The organism is Leuconostoc lactis KCTC 3528 = DSM 20202, assembly GCF_014651235.1.
Lineage (GTDB): Bacteria > Bacillota > Bacilli > Lactobacillales > Lactobacillaceae > Leuconostoc > Leuconostoc lactis.
The window spans coordinates 15,684-41,553 of sequence record NZ_BMWM01000015.1; the positions used below are offsets into that span (position 1 = coordinate 15,684).

18 protein-coding genes, 2 pseudogenes and 1 riboswitch are annotated in these 25,870 nt (G+C 44.8%); of the genes and pseudogenes, 17 read left to right on the plus strand and 3 right to left on the minus strand.

The genetic code is table 11. From position 1 onward, the window contains the following. The first annotated feature begins 94 nt into the window (after window positions 1–94). From IE039_RS05345 to IE039_RS05370, 6 genes are all read left to right on the plus strand, one after another. Window positions 95–2,422: a YhgE/Pip domain-containing protein gene (locus tag IE039_RS05345; protein WP_189428860.1), complete on the plus strand. Its 2,328-nt coding sequence runs from the start codon at window positions 95–97 to the stop codon at window positions 2,420–2,422. A 50-nt stretch (window positions 2,423–2,472) separates the two neighbouring features. After that, window positions 2,473–2,973, plus strand: coding sequence for an RrF2 family transcriptional regulator (locus IE039_RS05350; RefSeq protein ID WP_189428861.1), 501 nt, complete (start codon window positions 2,473–2,475; stop codon window positions 2,971–2,973). A 130-nt stretch (window positions 2,974–3,103) separates the two neighbouring features. Further along, the gene (locus tag IE039_RS05355; RefSeq protein ID WP_010004732.1) at window positions 3,104–3,559 is read left to right on the plus strand and encodes a MarR family transcriptional regulator; all 456 of its coding nucleotides are present in this window, start codon (window positions 3,104–3,106) and stop codon (window positions 3,557–3,559) included. Then, on the plus strand, window positions 3,559–4,899 hold the full coding sequence (locus IE039_RS05360; RefSeq protein WP_189428865.1) for a dihydrolipoyl dehydrogenase family protein: 1,341 nt from the start codon (window positions 3,559–3,561) through the stop codon (window positions 4,897–4,899). Before IE039_RS05355 ends, IE039_RS05360 begins: the two co-directional genes overlap by 1 nt. 14 nt (window positions 4,900–4,913) lie before the next feature. After that, on the plus strand, window positions 4,914–5,870 hold the full coding sequence (locus IE039_RS05365) for an NADP-dependent oxidoreductase (RefSeq protein ID WP_010004730.1): 957 nt from the start codon (window positions 4,914–4,916) through the stop codon (window positions 5,868–5,870). After that, the gene (locus IE039_RS05370) at window positions 5,871–6,230 is read left to right on the plus strand and encodes a DUF1304 domain-containing protein (protein WP_010000758.1); all 360 of its coding nucleotides are present in this window, start codon (window positions 5,871–5,873) and stop codon (window positions 6,228–6,230) included. It begins immediately after the preceding gene. Between the two features lie 36 nt (window positions 6,231–6,266). Here the strand turns inward: IE039_RS05370 and dsrLL are convergent. Continuing rightward, window positions 6,267–10,790, minus strand: a pseudogene (dsrLL, locus tag IE039_RS05375) (dextransucrase DsrLL). A gap of 329 nt (window positions 10,791–11,119) precedes the next feature. On the opposite strand from dsrLL, the gene IE039_RS05380 reads away from it, so the two are divergent. Next, complete coding sequence (locus IE039_RS05380) at window positions 11,120–12,424, plus strand: chloride channel protein (protein WP_189428862.1); 1,305 nt, start codon at window positions 11,120–11,122, stop codon at window positions 12,422–12,424. 19 nt (window positions 12,425–12,443) lie between these two features. Here IE039_RS05380 and IE039_RS05385 read toward each other — a convergent pair whose 3' ends face one another. Further along, a complete protein-coding gene (locus IE039_RS05385; protein WP_010000787.1) occupies window positions 12,444–12,776 on the minus strand; it encodes a VOC family protein in 333 nt (110 codons plus the stop codon). Between the two features lie 24 nt (window positions 12,777–12,800). Further along, window positions 12,801–14,060, minus strand: coding sequence for an MFS transporter (locus IE039_RS05390; protein WP_010003655.1), 1,260 nt, complete (start codon window positions 14,058–14,060; stop codon window positions 12,801–12,803). Window positions 14,061–14,155: 95 nt separating this feature from the next. On the opposite strand from IE039_RS05390, the gene IE039_RS05395 reads away from it, so the two are divergent. The 10 genes and pseudogenes from IE039_RS05395 to IE039_RS05445 all read left to right on the plus strand — a co-directional run. Continuing rightward, entirely contained in the window at window positions 14,156–15,112 is a 957-nt protein-coding gene (locus IE039_RS05395; RefSeq protein ID WP_189428863.1) for an Rgg/GadR/MutR family transcriptional regulator, read from the plus strand. Between the two features lie 20 nt (window positions 15,113–15,132). Then, the gene (locus IE039_RS05400; RefSeq protein ID WP_010003651.1) at window positions 15,133–16,689 is read left to right on the plus strand and encodes an ABC-F family ATP-binding cassette domain-containing protein; all 1,557 of its coding nucleotides are present in this window, start codon (window positions 15,133–15,135) and stop codon (window positions 16,687–16,689) included. A gap of 28 nt (window positions 16,690–16,717) precedes the next feature. Further along, the gene (locus tag IE039_RS05405) at window positions 16,718–17,434 is read left to right on the plus strand and encodes a biotin--[acetyl-CoA-carboxylase] ligase (RefSeq protein WP_229782839.1); all 717 of its coding nucleotides are present in this window, start codon (window positions 16,718–16,720) and stop codon (window positions 17,432–17,434) included. A 40-nt stretch (window positions 17,435–17,474) separates the two neighbouring features. After that, window positions 17,475–18,002 (plus strand): 2'-5' RNA ligase family protein, encoded by a 528-nt coding sequence (locus IE039_RS05410; protein WP_010003649.1) that lies wholly within the window; start codon window positions 17,475–17,477, stop codon window positions 18,000–18,002. A gap of 191 nt (window positions 18,003–18,193) precedes the next feature. Beyond that, window positions 18,194–18,361, plus strand: a riboswitch (Lysine riboswitch). 77 nt (window positions 18,362–18,438) lie between these two features. After that, complete coding sequence (gene alr, locus IE039_RS05420) at window positions 18,439–19,551, plus strand: alanine racemase (RefSeq protein WP_010003647.1); 1,113 nt, start codon at window positions 18,439–18,441, stop codon at window positions 19,549–19,551. Between the two features lie 39 nt (window positions 19,552–19,590). After that, window positions 19,591–20,688: an aspartate-semialdehyde dehydrogenase gene (locus IE039_RS05425; protein WP_010003645.1), complete on the plus strand. Its 1,098-nt coding sequence runs from the start codon at window positions 19,591–19,593 to the stop codon at window positions 20,686–20,688. A 17-nt stretch (window positions 20,689–20,705) separates the two neighbouring features. After that, window positions 20,706–21,656 (plus strand): YdcF family protein, encoded by a 951-nt coding sequence (locus tag IE039_RS05430; protein ID WP_010003644.1) that lies wholly within the window; start codon window positions 20,706–20,708, stop codon window positions 21,654–21,656. An 87-nt stretch (window positions 21,657–21,743) separates the two neighbouring features. Beyond that, window positions 21,744–23,522, plus strand: a complete 1,779-nt coding sequence (locus IE039_RS05435) for an ABC transporter ATP-binding protein (RefSeq protein ID WP_010003643.1) — start codon at window positions 21,744–21,746, stop codon at window positions 23,520–23,522. Then, complete coding sequence (locus IE039_RS05440) at window positions 23,515–25,320, plus strand: ABC transporter ATP-binding protein (RefSeq protein ID WP_010003642.1); 1,806 nt, start codon at window positions 23,515–23,517, stop codon at window positions 25,318–25,320. Before IE039_RS05435 ends, IE039_RS05440 begins: the two co-directional genes overlap by 8 nt. Before the next feature lie 208 nt (window positions 25,321–25,528). Then, window positions 25,529–25,801: pseudogene (locus tag IE039_RS05445) on the plus strand (ATP-binding cassette domain-containing protein); the annotation flags it as partial. Window positions 25,802–25,870: the final 69 nt, after the last annotated feature.

Consider the following 25,870-nt stretch of genomic DNA (forward strand, 5'->3'; position numbering starts at 1 on the left):
CAAAAGAAATTTTGCTTTTTTTGTTTGCAATTCGTCTTATCCGTGTATATAATATATCCATAGATAAAAAAGTACACGAAAAAAGAGGCAGCGCATGAAGTTTTGGCAAAGTGAAGAATGGCAGCGAATTGGTAAGCTGCGTGGATTAAAATTATTATTAGTTGGAATTGCCATGATTCCAAGTATTTATGCTGTAATTTTCCTGTCATCATTGTGGGATACTTACGGTAGATTAGATCATTTGCCGGTAGCCATTGTGAATAATGATCAGCCGGCCAAGATTAACGGTAAGACGCAACATTTGGGACAAGACTTAACGGATAAGTTACTGCGAGAACAACCATTAAAATTGCGGGAAGTTTCCTCGCAACAGGCTTGGGATGGATTAGCATCTGGTCATTATTATATGACCATTACGATTCCTAAGAACTTTACACGTAATGCGGGGACATTACTGAGTGATCAACCCAAGTATGCTAAAATTGCCATTGCCCAAAATGCCGGCCAAAGTTTTATTGCAGAAAAAATGACGAGTTCGGCGGCGGTTAAGATTCAAGATAGTGTCAACCGCTCATTGCAAAGTGTCTATAATAAGACAATTTTGTCAGCAACAGCAGCTTCTCAAAAAGGTTTTCTAGCTGGTTCGGATGGGGCTCGTCAGCTTAATAATGGCTTGGGTCAATTAGCTGATGGTAGTCGCCAACTCAACAATGGGGCGCAAGCCTTATCACAAGGCACTTCAACTTTGGCAACAGGTTTAGCACAGTACACACAAGGTGTCGCCCAAGCTAACGGTGGTGCTGGTCAACTTGCTAGTGGTGCGGCAACAGCTGCTAATGGGGCCGATCAATTAGCAGCAGGAACGTCGCAATTAGCGCAAAATGCACCAAAGTTAGCAGCTGGGAGTCAACAAGTTGCGGATGGCGCACAACAATTAGCCACTAAGTTACAAGAATTGAGTGATGGGATTGTCAAAGGGCAAACGGCAAAGGCATCTCAATTAAAGGCCTTAGAAGATGGTTTGACAAGATTGACTCAGTCTGTGAATGCCATCAAATTACCTGAAACACCTGATACCCAAGCGATGATGCAAGCCGGACAAGACTTGAAAGTTGGCTTGACGGGGGCAAGCACAGATATTGCACAACTAGAAAACGATCAAAAATTTCAAGCTTTTCTAGCCACTAATCCAGATATGGCCCAATTGTTTGGCGCAACGACTAATAGTCTGAAAGGCCATTTAGCGCAAAGTCGCCAAGCTGCAGACAGTTTGGCGCAACTCAAGGCGTTGCTACCACAACTTGATGGTTTCAAAACGAAATTAGCGCAATTACAAGCCGGCAATAAAGCGGCCATTGATGGCTTAAACGGTAGCTTAACGCAAGTCAGCCAATTCTTGTCGCAACACTTTGTGCCAGCAGCGCAAAAATTAGCAATTGGTGCTGGTCAAGTTAATGCTGGTCAACAACAAGTCACGACAGCAGCTGCACAGTTGCAAGCAGGTGCTGGTCAGTTGGCACAAGGAAATGGCCAACTTGCTGCTGGTGCCACGCAATTAAATCGTGTTCTTGGGCAACTGACAGCTAAAAATGGTCAGTTGACGACGGGTGCCGGTCAATTGGACCAAGGCGCGCAACAGCTAACGACGGGTACTGCCCAAGCAGTTTCTGCTTTGGGACAAGCGCAAGATGGCACGATGACGTTAGCAGCCAAGCTTGCGGATGGAGCTATTCAACTTAAGCAGATTCATAGTCAACCAAGTAACGTGAAGGCCTTGACACAACCTGTTAAGCAAACCCAAAAGAACTACTCGAATGTGGATAATAACGGGACAGGGATGACGCCTTATATGATGTCAGTTGGCCTCTTTGTCGGTATGATTACGTTTAGTGCAATTTATGACTTTGTGACAGTTGCTAAGAAGCCACGCAGTGGCTTTGCTTGGTGGGCCGATAAACAAACGGTGAATATCCCCGTTTGGATTGCGCAAGCGCTTATTATGACCACATTATTGCTGTTGGTAGATGGCTTACATCCAGAAAATGTGGTCATGCTGTACATTGTGGCATTAGTCGTCGCATTTGCCTTTAATCAATTTGTCTTGCTCTTTAGTATCATGTTTGGTAAATTAGGTTCTGGTCTCATGATTGTGGCGTTGGTGCTACAATTAAGTGCGAGTGCTGGTTCATATCCAATCGAGTTATCAAATGGCTTCTTCCAAGCCATTCATCCATGGATGCCGATGACTTATTCAGTGCATGCCTTCCGTGAAGTCATTTCAATTGGCGGTCATGTTGGTGGTGATTTAGCGGTGCTATTAACCATTGGTGTGGTGTCAATGGTGCTGACATGGGGCGTTTACCATTGGAAGCTTCAGCACAATGCGCTAATTTGGCCAAACCAAACGGAAACAACAAACTAATAGTTGCCGGTTGTGGAGAGCCGGAATTTTTGGGGGAGATGGAGAGAATTATGAAAATGTCAAATGCAGTGGAGCAAAGCTTAGTGGTATTAGTCATGTTAGCTTTGCAAAAAGGCGGTTTACCAGTGAAAAGTTACTTATTGAGTAATCGCCTAGAAGTGTCGGAATCTTATTTGAAGAAGACGATGCGTAAGCTCGTGGTGGCAGGCATTGTTGAAGCAATTGCGAGTAAAGAGGGTGGCTTTAAGTTAGCGCGACCGATTGCTGATATTACATTACTTGATGTTTATGAAGCGATTGAGGGCGATGGTAGTTTCATTCATTCAACGCAACTAGCGGATCGTATTTTCTTGAGTCAAGCTTCCGAGCAACCGACAGTGGCTGTGCAACAAGCATTGGATATCGCGATTGACGACGTGTTGAGTGTCTTCAACGACGCAGAACAAGATTTCAAAAACCGTTTACAGAATTATACAATTGCTAAATTATTGCGTCACGTGAACGCAGATAATTTTGAAAAAATTGACTGGCGACAGATTCATCTCACATAACGACGTTTGTCGTTATTTTTTTTGTCAAAAATATGGCCTATTGATGGGTTAGTGGCAAACCTTTTTTGTTTTACTTGCAATTTATATCGTATGCGATATAATTACATGACAGAAAGGGGCGTTAACAGATATGACACCAGCTGATTATCTTTATGATGAACTTTGTTTATCCGTTTATAACACGAATCGTTATTTTCATCGGCTTTATAGTCGTGTATTAGAACCTTATGATTTGTCATACTTGCAATACATGAGTCTTTTAATCATTCATCAACAAGGTCCGTTGAAATTAATGGATATTGGTGCGGCGCTGGATTTATCGAGTAACACGCTCACACCAGTCATTGATAAACTGGTCAAAAAGTCATGGTTGCACAAGGCACCCAGTCCAACTGATAAGCGGGCCAAGGTCTTAGCGATGCCAGCTGAAAAACAACCTTTATTTGCACAAATACTGGCCGAGGTCGATGCTATTCGCGACCAGTTATTGGCGCGAAGTGGGCGACCGCTTGAAGAAGTTTTACATGAAAACCAAGCGTTAAATCAAATTTTACAAACGATGCTAACCGAAAAGGAAGAAGGATAATCATGTACGATATTATTTTTATTGGTAGTGGCCATGCAGCATGGCACGGTGCGCAAACACTCGCGCGTGCTGGCAAGAAGGTTGCCTTAGTTGAGGCCAATAAAGTCGCGGGAACTTGCTCGAACTTTGGCTGCAATGCCAAGATTTTGTTAGATGGCCCTGCAGAAATGATGCATCATTTGCACCACTATCACGGTATTGGCATTAATGACACGCCTGATATTATTTGGCCAGAATTGATGGCTTACAAGCATCAAGTGATTGATCCGTTGTCCGATGGTTTGGCAAAAATGCTATCTGTTGACGGCATTGATATTATTGCTGGTCATGCGCAATTTATCGACCCACAAACGATTACGGTGGGTGATGTCCAATATCAGGCTGATCAATTTGTAATTGCGACTGGGCAACGCCCAGCAAAGCTACCAATTACGGGTGCTGAACTCACGCATGACAGTACCGATTTTTTGGATTTGCCAGAAATGCCAAAGTCAATGATTTTTATTGGGGCGGGTTACATTGCGATGGAATTTGCGTCAATCGCCCATGCAGCGGGTAGCCAAGTGACTTTGATTGAATATGGTGACCGCGCGTTGAATGGCTTTGACGCGGACTATGCGCAAAAAGTTGTGGCTGATATGTCAGCCAAGGGGATTCAGTTTAATTTTGGTCAAGCTGTCGCCAGCGTGACCGTATTAGACAACGGGCAATATGCCGTAGAAACAGCACAAGGGCAACACTTTGAAGCTGAATATGTCATGGATACCACGGGGCGCGTGGCTAATATTGATGGCCTTGGCTTAGACACTATTGGGGTGGCCTACGACCGCCAAGGCGTCTTGGTGAATGATCATTTGCAAACGAATGTCCCTAACATTTACGCCAGTGGTGATGTGATTTCAAAGCCAATTGCGCGATTGACACCAACGGCAACCTTTGAATCCCACTACATTGCCCGCGTACTCTTGGGAGATCCTACACCAATCACTTATCCGGTTGTACCAACGGTGGCCTTTACGTTGCCACGTGTGGCCCAAGTCGGTGTGACGCCTGATGAAGCAGCTCAACGTGACGACTTACAAGTTATCGAGATTCCTTATGGACAAGTGATGCGTTTCCAAACGTTAAATGATACCCTCGCCGCCATTAAAATTGTGCTGAACCAACAGCAACAATTGGTCGGTGCTGCTTTAATTGGTGATTTTGCACCGGAAGTCATTAACGCTTTGGTGCCAGTGATTAACAAACGCTATACGAGTGCCGACATTAAAGATCAAATTTTTGCCTTTCCAACCCACACGGGAATTGTTTTGCCAATGATTGCGAACTATTTAGCTTAATAGGAGATAATGATATGAAAGCAGCAGTGATTAACCAATATGGTGATCGAAATGAATTGACAGTGATTGACACAGCTGTGCCAGCCATTCAAGCGGATGAAGTGTTGGTCGAAAACATTGCAACTAGCATTAATCCGATTGACTATAAGGCTCGTGAAGGCTTGTTACAGCGAATGTTTCAATGGGCATTTCCTGTGGTGCTTGGTTGGGACGTGGCAGGGAAAATTGTTGCCGTTGGCGATAATGTGACCGGCTTTAAAGTTGGGGATGCCGTTTTTGCCCGGCCAGATATTGACGCGATTGGGCGTAATGGGTCATACGCTGAATACACGGCAGTAAAAGCAGATAAATTGGCATTGAAGCCAGTTAACGTGAGCTTTGCTGAAGCAGCCGCGGTGCCTTTGGCTGGCTTAACGGCGTTACAAATGTTGCAACAACTGCAAGTGAGTGCGGGTAAAAAAGTGCTCATTCAAGCCGGTGCTGGTGGTGTGGGCATTTATGCCATTCAACTGGCTAAAAAGATGGGGGCCTATGTTGCCACAACGGCTAGTCAAGCCAATCATGATTTTGTGGTGGGTCTAGGTGCCGATGAAGTGATTGACTATCACACCACTAACATTCAAGACGTGTTATCAGATTATGATGCAGTCTTTGATATGGTTGGGGATGTCGATAATGGGTTAGCAATTTTGAAGCCTGGAGGTCACTTTGTGACAATTTCTGCATCATTAACTGATGCGCAAAAGGCCACAGCAGATAAGACGGTTCGTGAAGGTTGGTTGCAACCAAACGGCCAAGATTTGGCCGTATTAGCCGCCGACATTGCCGCAGGTGACTTAAAAATTGTCGTTGATTCTGTTTATCCATTGACGACGGCAGGCATTCGAGCAGCGCATGAACGTAGTGAAACGCACCACGCGCGTGGTAAAATTGTGGTACAAATTAAACCAGAAGAAAATGGAGGAGAATAAATGATAGCATTGGTCATCACGGCGCTAGTCGCCATTGAAGCAATTGGCATTATGGTTGTTGAAGTTTTTGGGTCAACACCGCAACAAGCAAAGGCGTTTGAACTGAAACCGGAAATTGTCGATATTCCTGAAGTCAAGACATTGCTTGGTAACCAAGGGGTGTATAATGGTTTGCTTGGTGTGTTAATCTTTGCCACGATGTTTTTATTGTCAGGTCAGCAACAAGTTTTGATGTTGGCACTGGAAATGGGCTTCATTCTGATTGCGGCTATTTATGGTAGTTTGACGGCTGCCCGCAAGATTATTTTGGTACAAGGCTTGCCAGCAGCGATTGCATTATTGGCATTACTTTTAAAATAACGTAAAAAAACCTACTCAATTGAGTAGGTTTTTTCATTACATGTTGACGAGATCACCGTTGTGATCGAAAATATATTGTTTTTGTGCTTTTGTCAATGGGTTGACTTGGTTTGTACACCAGTTGTTTCATCAAAATGTTGTACCTTGTTGTTCACGACTTTAAAGCCTTTCACAAGACGTGCGTTATCGTCTGTCAAATACCAATCGCCTTTGATATGGAAGTATTGGTTGGCAACGGCATCCCCAGTTGTGGCGTTAAAGTAGTAAGTGGCTTGCGTGGCTGGATCAGTCACAAAGTCACCCTTTACCTGAACACCGTCAGTCCCAAAGTATTGTAATTGGTCGCCAACGGTTGTCAAACCAGTATCATCTTGACCTTGCGCACTTAAGTGCAACCATTGGTCAGTAGCGAGTTCGTAGTATTGGTTTGTGAGCATCGCACCATCTGTGGTGAAGACGTAAGTCTTACCATCAAGCTGTTTCACACCAACGACTAAATTACCCGTTGCGGCATCCGTGTAGATTGTCTTGTCAGTTAAGACGACGAATTCACCCTTACTTTGATGGCCATCGATATAGAAGTATTGGTTAGCACCATTAATGTTTTGCAAACCAGTCACGGCAATCCCATCACCACCAAGGTAGAACCATTGACCTTGGGCATTTTGTGCGTAGCGATAAGTGGCCATATTACCGTTACCCGCTTCAAAGTAGTATACGTGACCATTGGTATCAGTCATGAACTGATCCTTAAGTTGATGACCACTTTGATCAAAGTATTGGCGGTGACCATCAACATCCGTGAAGCCGTTGATAGCCATCCGACCATCAGTCCCAAAGTAGTAGGCTGCGCCGGTTTGGTCAACGATGTATTGGTGGTTGTAGACTTGTTGCCCGCGTTTATCGAAGTAAATGGTTGAGCCGTCAACATTTTGGAAGAAGGCTTGCATCAATTCGATGCCATTTGGCAAGAAGAAGTAGTGATGCGTGTTGATGGTTTGGGCACCGGTGACCAAATGACCTGTGTTGTCAAAGTAGTAATAGTTCCCTGAATTGTCTTGAACAAAGCTGTTTTGCGCACGCGTACCGCTCAACGTGTAGTAAATAATACCTTGGTTGTCGTGTGTAAAGCCAGTTTCTGACAAGTCATTGATCAATTGCTTTGGTGAGTAAGTGGCATCGTTGTTGTTAGAGACCACGTGGTAATAAGTGCTTGAGCCAGCATCTTTCAAGACATAGCCAGCACCCTTACCTTGAATGTTAGAGCCGTTGAAATACTTACCAGACCATTCTGTGATACGCGTTGATGGATCCATTGGTAAGTTCGTTGAAATTTGCTTAGTTTCAAACAATGAGGGATACATCGCTTGCAAGTCACTCAAGAATGCGCCACCGTATTGGGCTTGGTATTGCCCACCACCACGACTTTGAATCACATAAAGTGAATTTTCGATGTCTGAATTAGGATCTTTGTCACCATATGAGTTCGTCCGTGTTACTGTGGCAATTTCTTGACCAGGCAAGTTGTAAATTTGGTCAGGAACCCAGTCGGCAATGGCTTGAATACCACTGGCATGCAAGGCTTTAATCGCATCGCGTAATTGGTCTACTGTGCCGTACTTAGTTGGTGTACCGAAACCAAGATCATAACGATCGGTAAAGGCGTAGCCGTTTTGAATGATTGAATCTAAGAAACTCGTGTCGGTACTTGAACGGTATTGTGGGGCCAATTGGAAGCTTGTGACACCCCAGTCCTTAAACAATGACCCGTTCTTGGCAATGACAGCGTTGGTGTATTCGTCAGGGGTTGTCGCAAAGGCTTGGAAGTTTGAGAAACCTTCATAGATTAATTGTGAATCCAAAGCGGCATTTGAATGGAAAGTCTTACCATCAGTGTGGCTAGTTGTATCTGACGCTGTGCGTGCATCTTGGGTAGCTGTGGCCCCAACGGGTACCCAAACAGCTAAAAAGCCAGACACTTGTGGATTTTGGACACCGTAGACATCTTGGCTGTTAAAAATTAAATCGCCGTTGTTGTCTGTGTAACGAATTGGTGCATCATCGGTGTTGTAATAGTCCAAGCCATCTTGCGTTGTGCCTAACAACAGACGGAAGGCTTGCTTCTTGTGGGCAGCACCCATGTGCAACGTGACCGTTTCTCCAGCTTGCAAAGCCAAATCTTTGTTGTTGCTGATGATAACCCCGATACCTTGTGTCCGTGTATCGGCGTCGCCCTTATCAGTGGCAGTCATGGCACCATTACCGTAACGGACAGAAGTCAAAATGTCGTGGTTATCCACAGCCATGGCTTGCCCACCGGCGACATATTGAATACGGGCCTTGAGCAAAGTATCAATCGCATTGAAATAAGGGGACTTCGTGGCCATATATTGACCGTCATCCGTGTAAAGATCACCATAGTAAACACGTGGGACTGTGTCTTTATTAGTCAACAGCATGGCGTAGGCACTTGGCATGTTGTATTGGGTATACTTCTTGTCTGCCAACTTTTGGTCGGCGTTATACACTTTGAAGGCTTCAAGTAATTGTTCTGTTGTTGGTGCTAAGCTGTTTTCAACATCAGGATGCAAATCAGAAACGATTTGGGCAATGACCGTTTGCACTTCACTATCGTGGGCACGCACGAAACTATAGTTCGGTGTGGCGGTGTTTTCCGTGCTATCTTGGCTACGGTTAACCAAGTAAAAGTCCATGAAACGTTGCATCGTACCACGAATGTCTGAGTTCTTGGTTAGTGACCAAACCAATTGTGTATGGGCGTAATCGTCCATTGTCAGTTGGTTGTCTCCAAAGTCATTGACGTAAAGGGGATCATTGTGACTCCAATCTTCCAAGATTGACAAATGTTGGTTTGCTGTCGCGTCGTTTTTGTCCACACCATAAGCCGCTTTGAAGTAATCAGCGGCAATTTGTAGCAAGTCGGCATCGACGTTATCGACAGCGTCGACACGAATGCCGTCAAAGTTCGCGTCAGCATCGTTTGCAGTAATCGAGCCAAAGTTCATCAAGTAGTGTAACCAGTTCAATTGTTCGGCCTGCACGACCGGATTTGAGTTATCCACGTCGTTAGCCAACAACAATTCGTAGCCACCCTTTGAATTGTCAACCGTATAATTTTGTGTATTGGTTTGGTTCGTTGGGGTGCGATTGAGTAAGCGGAAATCAGAATTTGTATCTGGGGTGAGGGGGCTGTTCACAAACGTCAAGGCACCCTTTTGTAAATGATCGCTGTTTGGATCTTCACTAGTTTGGTTCCATTGAGGTTGTGTTGTGATGAAGTTTGCCATCGCCGTCTTCAACCAGTCTGTGCTATTTGTCAAACCAATCTTTGTTTCGATGGCTTGTTGCAAAGTTTCACTGGCCTTGTTCAAGGCGACTTGATCATCTTGAAGGGTATAAGAGGTTGGATTTTCGACAAGGCCAAGTTGTGACATGTAATTCAAGTAGTTGACTTGCGTTTGCTTATCAGGCCACCAAACCGACAAAATTGGTCGCATGTCCGTGGCTGTTGAAGCTTCCCACTTGTTACCATCGCGCAAAATGTCGGTTGGACGATACCAAGATGATGCTGTCAAATAACCATCAAGGTTATCAAAGTCCGCACTGGCAGTGCTGTGCACGGCGTTGTGGGCCGTGTAGTCGTCATTTTGGGCAGTCAAACCTTCCGTAATTTGTGATGTAGTTGCTGACACTTCTTGACCAGTTGTGGCATCAAATGTCCGCATTTGGCCGTCAATTTCGCCAGCATAGCCTTTCTTCAGTTGACCCGCAGCGTCGAAATAATAATTGTGACCAGCGATACTCGTCACGCCGATTGCAGCTTGACCGTTAGCGCCAAAGTAATAAGTTTGGCCGTCAGCGGCCGTGTAGAAGTCACTGAAGATTTGTTCACCTTGGGTGTTGAAAGCCACTGTTTGGCCGGCAACGTGTTGCAACCCAGTCAAGGCGTTACCCGTGTTAGCGTCAAAATAGTAAGTCTTGCCGTTTTCTGTGACGTAGGCGCCCTTGGTTTGACGGCCAGTGGTATCAAAGTATTGCAAGTGACCCGCGATGGTCGTTAAGCCTTTAGCATAGGATTGATCAGCATTAACATAGTACCAAGCACCAGCTTTTTCCACATAGCCGGTTTGAGGGGCTGGGGTAGTGTCAGCTGCTGGTTGTTGCGGTTGCTCAGTCGTTGTTGCGGTTGTGGCAGGTTGTGGCAGGTTGTGCCGGTGTTGGGGCTACTGGCGCTACTGGCGTAGTAGGCACGACAGGTGTTTGTTGTGTCGTTGTACTGCTGGCGTCGGCCTGAGCAGCTGTTGTTGTCGCTGCAGCAGTCGTCGGCGTTGTCGTTGTAGTTGTCGCTGACGCTGCGGCTTCTGGTGCTGGTGCCGTCACTATCACCTGTGAACTGGTTGTGTTTTGGCTACTATCAGCTGAAGCAGTCGTTGACCCTGCGACAAAGGCTAGGGCAGCACCGGCTGTGATGACACCACCGACGACCCAGTTTTTACCGGCTTTATAAAGTTTTTTTCTAACTTGTGTTGCGTTTTCCAATATTCTTTTCTCCCATTAACGATTTGTGTTATAGCGAACAAGAGAGAATTATAACGGAGCAAATGTTAAACGTATATCTTTTTACAAACGATTAACAATTGCTTAAGAAGTATCAAAAAAGTAATAGAAAAAAATAAACTTTTTAAGAATTTGCCGAAAAAAAGCCAGCGCAATCAGTGGAAGCGCTATAATGGGGGATGTTGTTGTCTAATTTAGCATTAATAGATCGAATTTGTGAAAAAATACGTTTTTGTTTATGTTAAAATATAAAAAGTTGTGCCTTTTTTTGAAAAAGGCTAAAAATTCAATCAGCTTAGGGGTGATATGTTATGGAAACTCAGTTATCATCAAAAAACCCTTATCAGACACCATGGTTTAAAAAAAATACGAGTATACTGGTACTCTCTACCATTGTTTTGGGGATAATGTCGGGCGTGGGGGCGCTCGTTTTGTCGTTCTTTTTAGAAAGCGTTGAGCAGCTATTTTTAGGTTATGGTGAAACGGCTAAAATGCCAGCACCGATAACGACAGTGCCTTTAGTGCGACTACTATCGGTTGTCATAGGTGGTATGATTGCTGCCTTTTTTTGGTGGCTCTTACGGACGAAAATGACCCCAACGGTCAGTGTCAACAAAGCGCTTGCTGGGGAAAAGATGCCTTTTTGGCAAACTATATTGCATGACTTTACCCAGATCTTTTATGTTGGAACGGGTGGTTCAGTTGGTCGTGAATTGGCGCCTCGTGAAGTCGGTGCCGTAATGGCTGAAAGGTGGACAGCATTCTTGTCCCGTCATCACATCGAACCACTTTCCAGTGATGATCGCCGACTATTAATTGCTTCAGCCGCTGGCGCCAGTTTTGCCGGTATCTATATTGCACCCATTACGGGGATGCTGTTTGCCGTTGAAATCATGTATAAAAAATATGATTTAAAAGCAATTGGCGTGAGCTTGGCGATGTCAACCATCGCTATGGGAATTGGGTCATTAGTGAAGGGATTTAACCCTTATTATTTACTGGATAATGTGAAATTCCCTGTTGGCAGTGTCTTGTTTGTGATTATTTTGGCACCGTTGTGCGGCTTTGCGGGTAGCTGGTTTAGAAAATGCTTCCGATGGGCTGAAAAAAATCAGACTCAGACACGTCATATTTTATGGCAATTACCTGTTGTCTCACTCTTAACGGGTAGCATTGCTTACTTCTTCCCAGAAATTATGGGTAATGGTCGGTCACTGGCACAGTTAGCAATTGGCGGTAGTGCGCGTTATCAGCAAATTATCATTGTGTTATTGGTTGGTGCGGGCTTAAAGGCTATTGTGACAGTTTTGACTATTCGGTCGGGCGCATCCGGTGGTACATTGACACCATCAATTTCAATTGGTGGCGCTTTAGGCGCGGTTGTTGGTTGGGTACTTTCTTACTGGATCCCAGGCGTTAACATTGGTCAAGGGGCGATTTTAGGTGCTGGTACGTTGTTGGCCGCTTCACAACAAGCACCGCTGGCGGCCATGTTTATGTTGATTGAAATCACGCATCTGGATGGTTCAGCGATTCTACCATTAACGATTGGTATTTTAATTGCGACTGCTGTATCGCGTCTCGTGTTACAACCTAAAACCAGTAAAAAAGCCTGACACATCGTGTCAGGCTTTTTTACTGGTTGGCTTCAATGGTAATCAGATTACCTTCAGAATCTTTGATTTTAATGGCGATCTTGTTGCCAAAACGTGCTTCGGGTTCACCGACTAACGTCACAAAGTTATTTTTCAAATGCTTTTGCAAGTCTACTTGGTGATCTCGGACCAATAATTCGAGTTGATCGGTTGGCTCACCCGTTACAAAAACAATATCTTCGCCATCGAGTGTTAAATGGCGGCCGGATTGATGGCCTGATTGGGGCAAGTCAAAAACATCGCGCCAAAAACGGTAGGCACGGTTCGTATCAGTTGCTGGAATTTTTTTAATGTTTAATTTACGTGGTTTCATATTAATAAGTATAGCTGAATTTCACTAATTTTCAACTCGTTCCAGGTCACGCTGGCGGGTGTAAATCGTATAGCCAACGATAATGAATAACAAGGTTGACATGGTCAACCAAGCAAAACTGGGTGTGATGACATTGGCTAAGCTGAGAAATAAGAGTTGGCCCAATGGTGCGGTGGCGAGGACTAAAGTATTGATCAGACCGCCAACACTGGCTAAACGATCAGGTGCGACACGTTGCATCATAATAGCCCCAATCCGTGGATTAATTTTAGCAGAAACATAGCCGATACCGGCGATTAGGAGCAACCAGACAAGACGGTTTGGCCAAATACTTGGCACCAAGCCTAGTAATAGTAATAGGCCGCAAGCTGTCCCAATTAATTGCTTAGTGGTCATATTCTGAAAAATATCATGTACCACAATGGAACCCAGTAACATGCTGACGGTTTCCACAGCGCCAAATATGGCCACGGTAGTGCCAAAATTACCAATCATAAGCTGATGCATTTGTAATAAAGTTAAATTAAACAGGCCAGCTAATGATGTACTCACAAAGTTAACAGCGGCAGCAAGTACAATAAGTTGGAAAAAGAGATGATCACGGTAGACTGACATAAAGGTAATGTTGAAATCAGAAAACAGTGTGGTTCGGGAACGGTGGGCGAGATTTTGGCTAATTTGGTGCTGGGCCTCGGTAAAATACGACTGGTGGGTGGTCATCACGAGCCATGCAATGATAAACAGTAAAGCATTAATGAAACTGAATACGGCCGCGTTGTTGTTTAAGAGGCTAAACAAGCCAGCGCCGAAAAAACCACCAATCATGGCCATGGTAATACTAACGGCTTGTTCGAGACTCATGGCGGTCTGCATGTTCTTTTGAGCTAAAATATAGCGTGAGATAGGCTTCATCAATAAATTGCTATAAAGCCCTAAAATATCATTGATAAAAATTAAGCACAGCAACACAATGAAGGTCATGGCATGGGTTTCATAGGCAAATAGTAAGCCGGACATCACCAGAAAAATAGTGGCTTGGGTACGTCTGGTGATTGACCAAGCGCGCAAATGATCGTGCGTTTTGTCGGCTAAATTGCCTAGTAAAATGGCAAATAGGTTAGGTAAAAAGGTGATGAACGCGACAGCGGTGACTGCTAAAGTGGCATGAGGACGTGATGCTGCGATCATGAGAAAAACAATGTTAAACAGACTAGTGCCTAAATTATTAAATAGTTGGGCGGTGATCGTGATGCGAAAAGCGCGATTGCTTTTAAGTAATGTCATATGTTTTGCTCCTTTGAATTGTGTAAATTCATTTTATCCAGTAAACTGAACAACAAATCAAAAAGCGAATATATGCTACTTTCTGGCGGTGACAAATGGATTACGGGGCAACATTTAAAAGAATACGTGAAGACAAAGGGTTAAAAATTGTTGATTTAGAACAAGAAAACATCTCACGCTCACTCATTGGCAAATTTGAAAAAGGGCAATCACGGCTATCAGCAGACCGATTGGATCGCTTATTAGCTGACATGGGTGTGAGTCATGATGAATTCTTATTTCTTGGTGGGGAACCTGGGGATAATTATATGTACACGTTGTTGTATGAGATGGGGGTGCAGTCTGGTAAAATACGCGAACGCCAGCAACTGGATCGGATGATTGCGCGGGCGACCCGTGATTTGACAAGTGGTCGTGGTGGCTTAAGTGCCAGATTTATGCGTGATTTTGGTCTGTTGATCAAAATCGGCCTGACAGCCGAAGATGATGGGGTCAAAAAGGAGATGTATGAGTATCCTGGTGTTCAGCAACATGTTAAACCAGCCGTACAATTTTTAAAAAAGGCGGAAACATGGGGACGGTTGGAACTTGATTTATTTACCCTTTTTTATATTGGCATGCAGCCGGATGATCTGCTTGTCTTGGGACGATTGGCAATTCAACGGGCACGGGTCTACACGGCACTAAGATCTGAGAAAAAGCGGTTAGTTGATATTATTCACACGGCATTTAACGGCCTAATGTATGTTGATCAAGCGGGGGCAGCTGAGATGTTAGCCCTTGAAGCACAAGTCATTCAGGCAGCCGATGAGTTTATGATTGATTGGACGAGTGAACGGTTGCGTTTACGCTTAGATGAAGGGTTACTGATGATGTTGCAGGGCCAAGTTACGGCTGGGTATGAACAGATCATGTCAGTGGTTTCAGTCTATGAGATGATTGGCATGCAGGAAATGGCTAATTTTACACGCCAAACGATTGCCCAAACAAAATCGGCCATTGAATCCAACCAGCGGGATAAAATACCACATATTTACTCAATGTTGATTTAAAGTATGGTAAACTTAAACTTATGGCATTATTAGAAGTCAGTGGCCTTACAATGGCCTACGCAGAAAAAACTTTATATGAAGACGCAGCCTTTGAACTACAACAAGGCGAACACATGGGGATTGTTGGTCAAAATGGTGCCGGCAAGTCAACCTTAATTAAGATTATTACCGGACAAGAATTACCCTTGTCTGGGAAAATCGACTGGCAAAAAGGCTTAAAAATTGGCTATTTGGACCAGTATGCTGAAATTCCTGACGGCATGAATTTGGTTGATTTTTTGCACACTGCTTATCAAGACTTATATGATAAGCAAGACCGCATTACCGAACTCTACAATGAGTACGCGGAAACCATGAACGACAAGTTGTTGGATCGCGCTGGTCGCATGCAAGAAGAGCTGGATGCTGCCGGTTTTTATGATGTGGATACGCAAATCGAACGCGTTATCTCCGGTTTGGGCTTAGAAGCTATCGGTCGTGATCGTGAATTGGAACAAATGTCTGGTGGCCAACGTGCCAAAGTCATTTTGGCCAAGTTGTTGCTGGAAAATGATGACGTCATCATTTTGGATGAGCCGACGAACTATCTGGACGTTGCCCACATTGCGTGGTTGCAAGATTTCTTGCAAACCTATGAAGGCGCGGCTTTGATTATTTCCCATGACTTTGACTTTTTGGACAAAGTGACCAACGCGATTATTGATGTGTCATTTGGTAAGATTACCAAATATCGTGGCTCGTTCACGAAAGCGATGCGTCAAAAAGAAGAGCGTACGGAACAACAGTTGCGACAATATGAAAAGCAACAGGGTGAAATTGAAAAGGCCCAAAAGTTTATCGCTAAGAACAAAGCGCGTGCCTCAACGTCAAAGCAAGCGAAGTCACGTGAAAAGATGCTGGCGCGCATGGAAAAGATTGATCCACCGTCAGAAACATTACAAGCAAAATTCAATTTCCCTTATGTGAACTCACAATCTGCCAACGCATTGACAGTCAATGATTTGTCCGTCGGTTACGTGACCCCAGTCTTGGAGCCAGTAACTTTCTCAGTGACAACGGGACAAAAGATTGTCTTCAAAGGCTTTAACGGCGCGGGTAAGTCGACATTGATTAAGTCAATTCTCGGTGTGATTCCTGCCTTACACGGGACAGCTGAATTCTCACCGTCTGCCGTCGTTAACTACTTCGACCAAGACTTGGCATGGGATGATGACACAAAGACACCATTACAAGAAATGCAAGATCGTTTCCCAACGCTAGAACCAAAGGCGTTGCGGACCCGATTGGCTGCGGCAGGGATTAACGCTGAAAACGCGCAAAAGCCGTTGCAACAACTTTCTGGTGGTGAGCAGACAAAAGTGAAGTTGGCCATTATGGAAATGAAGCCAAGTAATTTCTTGATTTTAGATGAGCCAACCAACCATTTGGATGAAGGGACGAAAAATGCCCTACGGGCAGCGATTGACAAATTCCCAGGAAATGTCATCATCGTTTCCCACGAAGTCAGCTTTACAAAGGGCTTTGGTGACCGTGAATTAAACGTTGCGGCGCTATCCTATAAGAAAGAAACAGATTAGTATGGTGCAACTACTGACACAAAACAACATGCCGAAAAACATGACAGTTTTTGATGTGGTTGCGTCAACAATGATAAAGGGTCGAGACATGCTGAATACAGGCGTGGCTCGGCCTTTTGCTGTGGTTGCCAATCAACAAACTGCTGGGTACGGAAAATTCGGACGTCAATTTTTCTCACCGCGAGGGAGCGGTGTGTATATGACGTTTGTTTTTGACGTGCCAACTGGTAGCTTTGATGCCGGACTATTGACCACCGGTGTGGCCGCAACGATTGCGCGGGTCATTTTTGAAGTAACTGGTATTCAAGTAGCTATGAAATGGGTGAATGATTTATATTATCAGGATCGCAAAATTGCTGGCATTCTTGCTGAGGGTATTCTGACCGCAGGTCAGCTCACGCAAGTCAGTATCGGTGTTGGTTTGAATATTTTAGCCACGGTTGTGCCACCTGAACTGCGGGATAAAATCGGCGCACTTGATGTCGATGTGGATAAAAATAGGTTAGTCCGCCAGATTTTCACAGCTTTGCAAGCTGATTTTTCAGGTTATCAACAAGGGCAACATCTTGCCTATTACCAAGCACATGCTTATTTAACAGGCCGTTACGTGTCAGTACAAGTTGGGCAAACGGTTATCACTGGTAAAATTGTTGGGGTTGGGCAATGTGGAGAATTACTACTAGTTGATGACAGTGGTAGTTCACATGCTTTGATGAGTGGCGAAGTAACCAAAGTCAATTTTTAATGTTGAATGATTCATCATAACGAACAGGACGGGAAATGTGATGGGATTGCGATCAATTTTATTATTACCACGTATTAATCATGACCTTGTCCATGACGTGAGACAACAGTATGATACGCTGTATCAGCATGTTGCGCCACACATCTCACTGGTTTTTCCTTTTGAGAGTGACATGTCAGACGATACAGTGATACAGGTTGTCACGAATGTGATGCAGCATTTTTCGGCGTTTGATATCACATTGAACCGAGTTGCTGGTGAGCCTGACAATGGGTACGTTTGGCTAGTTATTGATCAAGGCGCTGCCATAATTACGGCTATGCATGATGCGTTATATCAGGCACCAATATTTGCTGCCCACCTGCGACAAGATATCCCCTATATACCCCACATGACAATTGCACAAGGTGCGACACCAGAGCAGGCGCAACAGTTAATCGCAGCATTGGGTCAAACACCACTGACAATCATGACGACCATTGCGTCAGTGAGTGTGGAACATATCCTAAACAACAATGATTCAGATGTCTTCTGTCAGGTGGCATTGCGGTGTGCGCATGAAAATTAGATTTATTGGTCCTGCTGGTAGTGGTAAGACAACATTGGCTAATCAAATCAGTGTACGTACGGAACTGCCAGTAACGTCCTTGGGTGAGCTTAACTGGGAGTGACTGGCCACTGGAGATCGACAGTGGTTAAAACAGTCATTTTAAATGCATTTGACAAAATAAAAGTATTAGAATAAAATAAAAACAATGAGAAAATCATAGAGGTTGCCATAGACAAGAGTCACTTGTGGAGTATTGATAGATACGCTGAAGCAAGCAAAAGGGGATGTGGCCGAAGCGTTGGCACTATCATGTCAGTTAGCTGGGCCATTGGTTAAGAGCCAATGGACTGTCGCGGATGCGGGGTGCTATGACGGAGATAAGCGTTTTTTATTGCAATCCGTGACTGCCCCCAAGCAGCCACGGATTTTTATTTTATGAGAAAAAGGTGTGACTATGGTAGAGGCAATTACAAGGCCAACACAAATTGAAATATCACAAAAAGCTTTAAAAAATAATGTCGCCGTCGTGAAGCAAACATCAGGCGCAGACAAAATCTTTTTGGCTGTTAAATCTAATGCCTACGGCTTGGGGTTAATCCCAACGTCAAAAGCGGCCATTGCGGGTGGTGTCTACGGTTTAGCGGTAGCCATTATTGATGAAGCTTTGGCCTTGCGCCATGAGCGATTGACGGCACCAATTTTAATTTTAGGCATTTCACCAGCGCAATATGCTGAATTGATGGCCGTCCAACATATTATGGCTACGGTTGTGTCGCTTGATTGGTTAAAAGAGGCGGCAACTTATTTGTCCGGTGAACAACGTTTACATGTCTCGTTAGGCGTTGATACGGGAATGGGTCGAATTGGCTTCCGTGATCGTGCAGCGCTGGCCGAAGCCATTGCTTATGTCCAAGCACATCATGATTTATTTGACTATGTTGGTTTAGCGACGCATTTTGCTGAATCCGATTCGGCTAATACTGATTATTTTGAGATGCAATTGGCGCGTTGGCATGAATTGACGGATGGCTTACCGGAACCAGAATACTATCATGTGGCCAACTCCGGGGCTGCCATGTATCACGCTGACGAAGTGCCACACGACGTCATTCGCGTGGGGACAGTCCTGTATGGCGTGGAACCTTCCCGTGGCGAATTGGCCGATGGCCATGAGTTACAACCGGTCATGGCTTTGCGTAGTGAAATCAACTTTGTGAAGCAACTGCCGGCGGGGGAAGGCATTAGTTATTCCCACAAATACACCACGACGGGCGACGAATGGATTGGCACAGTACCGATTGGATATGGCGACGGGTGGCTACGCAAATTGACCGGCTTTAACGTGATTGTTGATGGGCAATATGCACCCATTGTTGGTCAAATCGCCATGGATCAAATGATGATTCGCTTGCCGCATGAATATCCTGTGGGAACAAAAGTGACCTTGATTGGTCGTGATGGTGGGTTAGAAAATACCTTGGAAGATGTCGCGCAATATGCGGGCTTGGCCCCTTGGGAAATCATGACTGGGATGCAAGATCGCTTGCACCGCGTACTCGTTGATTAGGACACACCGCGTAACAAACTTAACATTGAGGAGAACAAAATGACAGAAAAAACTTATCATGTGGCAATTTTAGGCGCCACTGGCGCAGTCGGCACACGTTTACTATCACAATTGGAACAATCAACGATTCCGGTTGGTCAACTTAAGTTATTGGCTTCAGCACGTTCGGCTGGTACGACTTTAATGTTTAAAGGAGAACCAGTGACGGTTGAAGAAGCCACGCCAGAAAGTTTTGACGGTGTTGATTTGGTCTTAGCATCAGGCGGCGGATCGGTTTCAAAGCGATTTGCGCCTGAGGCAGTTAAGCGCGGTGCCGTTGTTGTCGATAATTCAAGTTATTGGCGCATGCATGATGACGTGCCACTGGTGGTACCCGAAGTCAATGAAGCTGCTTTACAAACGCATCAAGGCATTATTGCCAATCCAAATTGCTCAACCATTCAAATGGTGGTGGCCTTGGAGCCCATTCGCCAAGCCTATGGCTTAGAACGGGTGATTGTGTCAACGTATCAAGCCGCCTCTGGGGCAGGCCAATTAGGTTGGGATGAATTAGTCGCGCAAACAACGGCTTATAATGCTGATGAACCGGTCACGGCATCAGTTTTGCCAGTCCGTGGTGCGGCTAAGCACTATCCATTAGCCTACAATTTACTGCCCCAAATTGATGTATTTGAAGATGATGGGTACACGCATGAAGAATGGAAAATGATTCACGAAACCAAGAAAATTATGTTTGGTGACAAGGATTCTCGTGAGGTAAAAGTGACAGGGACGGCTGTGCGTGTGCCGGTGCCAATTGGGCATGGGGAAACGGTTTACTTTGAAACAGCGGCTGGTACTGGGGCCACGGCGCAAGGGATTCAACAAGTCTTAAGCCAAGCACCAGGGGTCGTGCTGGAAGATAATCCAACCGAGCAACTTTATCCACAACCAGTTAATGCAGCGGGCAAGCGCGAGACGTTTGTCGGTCGTGTCCGGCCGGATTTGGAAGTTGACGATGCTTTTCATATGTGGGTCGTGTCAGATAACCTCCTCAAAGGGGCAGCCTGGAACACCGTGCAAATTGCTGAGCGATTGGTGGCACTTGACTTAGTGCGCGTCTCAGATACAGCAACAAATCCATTTACGACTGCGTAACGTGATACAATAAGGCTATGATAACCCTCATTTATCGTGTAACAATTGGATTATTATTGGTAGCGCTTGGCTACCAATTGCAGAAAAACCCCGCGACGATGACAATCGGTACGTATGGGGTTTTTATTGTATTGAGCGTGATTTTATTGTGTCAGCATTGGCTTAACTTATCGCCAGCCAGCCGGCAAGCTATTCGTGTCTGTAGCTATAGTGTAGCTATACTCATGGGTGTTATTTTAATGCTGAGCATTGCGTGGTACAGTTGGAAAAAATCACGGCGGGTGCTGGTATCAGGTATTATTGGTGGCTATTTAATCAGTTTAGTTTTGTTATCCCCGTGGTCATTATGGCGAATGGCTGCGCCGGGGTTGCTGTTTTATTTTGTCTGGCAATTTAGCCGCTTTTTAATCAGTAGTGTGGCTTATGGGATCGTCAGTCGGCCACCGAAAGCTGGCCCGCTCGTGGTGTTGGGCGGTGGTTTAGCGGATGGCTATCACGTTGGTAAAATCGTGGATGCACGTATCCGAGCGGCGGTGTTAGATGCCAAAAAGATGTCCCCTTTCCCGATTATCGTATTTTCGGGTGGACAAGGTGATGATCAGCGACGGAGTGAGGCTGCAGCGATGCGGGAACATGCCGTCTTGCGCTATGGCGTCCCGCTGGCGCAAACCCGATTAGAAGATCAGTCACGGAATACCATTCAAAATTTTCGTTATAGTGCGGCTTTGCTTGATGGGCAACCGTTAACGTTTTATACGAGTGATTACCACGTTTTTCGGGGGGCGTTGATCGCGCAAACATTAGGTATTTCAGCGCGTGGCCGTGGTGGGGTGTCGGTTTGGCGGCATCGCATACCGGCCTTTTTGCGCGAGTTTGCTGGCGTGATGAGCTTGCACAAACGGCGACAGGTGCTATTTGGCATTTTGTGGGTCATTGTGGCAGGTTTAAACGTGATTTTTTTCTCATAAAATAGTGTGTTATAATGCCTTTTATGATGTTGTTATGTGAAAAATGACGATTAAATAATATAACAATGGTTGAAAAGGGAGGTGTACATGAGTATTTTTGGAAAATTGATGTGGTTTTTTAAAGCGCATCAACGGCTTTATATTTTAGGGTTGTCTTTTTTATTCTTAACAGAAATTTCACAAATGGTGTCACCGGCACTAATTGGGCAATTCACGGATAAAGTTGTACGCCGAGAATTAACATTTGAGGGGCTGGTGTTTTATGCTGGTGGGATTTTGTTATTTGCGATCTTAATGTATGGTTTTCGCTACGCGTGGATTACCCACATTTTTCAGGGATCAGCGTTACTAGAAAAAACATTACGGCAACAACTTTTCGACCATTATATGGCGATGGATACGACGTTTTATCAACGGCATCGTACGGGTGATTTAATGGCGCACGCATCCAATGATTTATCAGCGATCCAGCGTGTGGCGTCGGGTGGTATTTTAATGCTGGTTGACTCTGTCGTGGTGATTATTTTCACGGTGGCCTCGATGATTCTGGTGGTGGATTGGCGTCTGACGTTAATTGGTGTTTTGCCCTTACCATTGTTGATTATTGGGGTGCGTTACTTATCGCCGAAAATTCGTGCAGCGTTTACAGCATCGCAAGAAGCCTTTTCGCGCTTATCTAACAAATCCCAAGAATCAATTGCTGGGATTAAAGCGATTAAGACTTTGGGTCAAGAACAACAAGATGCCGCTGCTTTTGAGGCCCAAGTCCAAGAAACGATTCAAATTAATAAGCGGGTTGCTCGAATTGACGCGATGTTTGGCCCAATGGCAACACTGATTATGACCATTAGTTATGTGATTATGATTACCTATGGTGGCTCGCTGGTTGTTAATCAAGCCATTACGATTGGGCAACTGGTCTCATTTTCCACCTATCTTGGCTTATTAGTTTGGCCAATGTTTGGTTTGGGGCAGTTATTTAACGTCTTGGAACGTGGGAATGCGTCATATATTCGTGTCCAAAACATTTTGTCTGAAAAATCTGCTGTGGTCGAAAAGCCGAATGCGGTCACAACGCGGGCAACGGGTGATTTGGTCATTGATGTGACAGCTTTTAGTTATCCTGATGATGCCGAGGAAAATTTGGCCTTAGAACACATTAACTTTACGGTCAAAGCCGGTGAAACGTTGGGAATTGTCGGGCGTGTTGGTTCAGGGAAAACCACATTATTGAAGTTGTTATTGCGGCAATTTGATGACTATCAAGGCACGATTAAAGTGGGCGGTACTGATATTAAGGATTACACTTTTGCAGCGTATTTACGCGCGATTGGTTATGTTGCGCAAGAAAATTTCCTATTCTCCACAACGATTCGTGACAATATTCGGTTTGCCAATATTAATGAAGCACAAGCGGTGGTCGAAGCCGCCGCTAAAAAAGCCGCTTTTCATGACGATGTTTTAGCGTTGCCAGCCGGTTACGACACCGAAGTTGGTGAGCACGGGGTGAGCTTGTCTGGTGGGCAAAAGCAACGTTTGGCGATTGCGCGTGCGTTAATCATTGATCCGGAAATTTTAATTTTAGATGATGCCTTGTCAGCCGTTGATGCGCGGACGGAAAAGCAAATTTTACAAGCCTTGAAGGCTGATCGCCAAGGGAAAACGACAATTATTGCCGCACATCGGATGAGTTCGGTGATGAATGCTGATGAGATTATTGTGTTTGATCAAGGCCGTATTAAAGAACGCGGCACGCATGCCGAGTTAATGGCCAGAGACGGCTGGTATGCCGAGATGTACCGCCAACAACAATTAGCAACAGAATTAGAAGAAAAATTAGATGGAAAGGCGGGCGCTGATGTCTGAAAATAATGAATCAGTCTGGGCGAAAAGTATTCCGCTCAAAACACAAATTCGGGTGATTACCACGTTGATGAAACAAGCAAAGCCCTTTCGCCAGATGTTTTTTGTCGCCCTTGCAATCGGTGGTGTCTTTGCGCTCTTGCAAGCAGCCGCACCACGTGTGATTGCTTACTATATGACGACGTACCTGCATCAAGGGGATAATATCACCATCCAAATCATGTGGAGCTTTGCTCTGTTAGTCGCTGCTATTCGGGTCTGTCAAGCCATTACGGATGGTCTGAATGCCTACTATTTCACGGTGGCCGCAGAATATGCGTTAGAAGATATCCGCGTCAAGGTCTTTGAGAAGTTGCACACCTTAGGGATGCGTTTTTTTGATCGCGTGCCGGCGGGGTCTTTGGTGACGCGGGTGAACAATGATACGGCGTCATTAGCGGATTTTTGGCGCTTTTTCATGGAATTAACCTTTGTGGTGATGAGCATGATTGGTGCTTATATCGGGATGCTGACGGTAAGTGTGAAAGCCACGTTGCTCATGCTAGTCGTGGTACCGTTTATTGTCATTTCGGTGGTGTTATACCAGCGTTTCTCATCAAGTCTTTTCCGTCATATGCGTGAACGGCTTTCACATTTGAATGCTAAAATTGCCGAAAGTATTACTGGGATTGATGTTATTCAAGAATTTTATCAAGAAGATCGGTTTAAAAAGGCCTTTGCTAAGGTCAACGGTGAATATTTTAATGCGCGTTTTAAAATGATTAAAGCCGATGCGCTGTTATTAGAGCCGATGATTGATTTAATGTTGGGTGGCGCAATGGTGCTGGTCCTCTGGTACTTCGGGGTTTTGTCGATGACCACTGCTGTCTCAGCTGGGGTAATTTATGCGTTTACTACCTATTTAAACAATATTTTTAGTCCATTAGAAAATGTGATGAATTTGTTTAGTCCTTTCCAAGAAGGATTGGTTTCGGGTTATCGCGTTTTGGGCATTTTGGACGATGACACGTATGCCCCAGCGCAAAATCCAGGCGCAGATAAGCAAATTACCCAAGGGAAAATCGAATTTAAGCATGTCAACTTTAGTTACGATGGGCAGCATCCAATCTTAAAGGATTTGACCTTCACAGCGAACCCTGGCGATACCGTGGCCTTGGTTGGCCACACCGGTTCCGGTAAATCGTCGACGATTAACACATTGATGCGCTTTTACGATTTTCAAAGTGGGGGAATTTTGCTCGATGGGCAGGATATTCGCGATATTGATCCCGTTGATTTGCGTCAAAAAATGGGGTTGGTGTTGCAAGAACCGTTTATGTTTTATGGGGATGTCGCCTCTAACATTCGGATGTATGATGATACGATTACCGACGACCAAATTATTAAGGCTGCTGAATTTGTTGGGGCAGATAGCTTTATTGATGAGCTGGACGGTCAATATCATGCCAAAGTACAAGAAGGCGGTTCAGGATTCTCGGCTGGGGAAAAACAGTTGATTAGTTTTGCCCGAACGATTGTTAAAGATCCAAAAATTTTAATTTTAGATGAAGCGACCGCCAATGTGGACACAGAGACGGAAGTATTGATTCAACAATCACTCCGGAAAATGCGTCAGAATCGGACAACAATTGCGATTGCGCACCGTTTGTCGACCATCAAGGATGCCGACTTAATTCTCGTGTTAGATAAAGGCGAAGTGGTCGAGCGGGGGACGCATGATGCGTTACTGGCGCAACGCGGCCGTTACTATGACTTATATCGTTTGCAAGGGATGACAGATGATGAGACGGCAGTTAGTTGACCGGGTGTAATGTTAAGAAACACACATTTTTATGTCATGTTTCCTGCCATGGATTAATTTAAACTGGCGGGTGACACGTAGAATAGAAGTATGAGCAGACTGGGGCGAATCGTGTAATATGCCTGCGTATTGCACGATAATCGCCCTCTTTGTATCGGGACCGTGTGCCGTGTTAAAGCACTTGCGAGAAAAAAGGAGAAATTTATTCATGTCAATGATTGAATTCAAAAATGTTGAGAAGTACTATGGCAACTTTCACGCATTAAAAAATATCAATTTGAAAATTGATGAAGGCGAGACCGTCGTGTTGATTGGCCCATCTGGGTCAGGAAAGTCAACGTTGATTCGGACAATCAATGGATTAGAAGAAATTCAAGAAGGCCAATTGCTGGTTAACGATTTTGATTTACACGATCCAAAAACAGATATGAACCGTATCCGTAAGAATGTTGGCATGGTGTTCCAGCATTTCAATTTATATAAGGCAGATTGTAAAATTTAAGTTGAACATTTAAGTGGACAGAAAAACCCATCAAGGTCTTTAATGGTG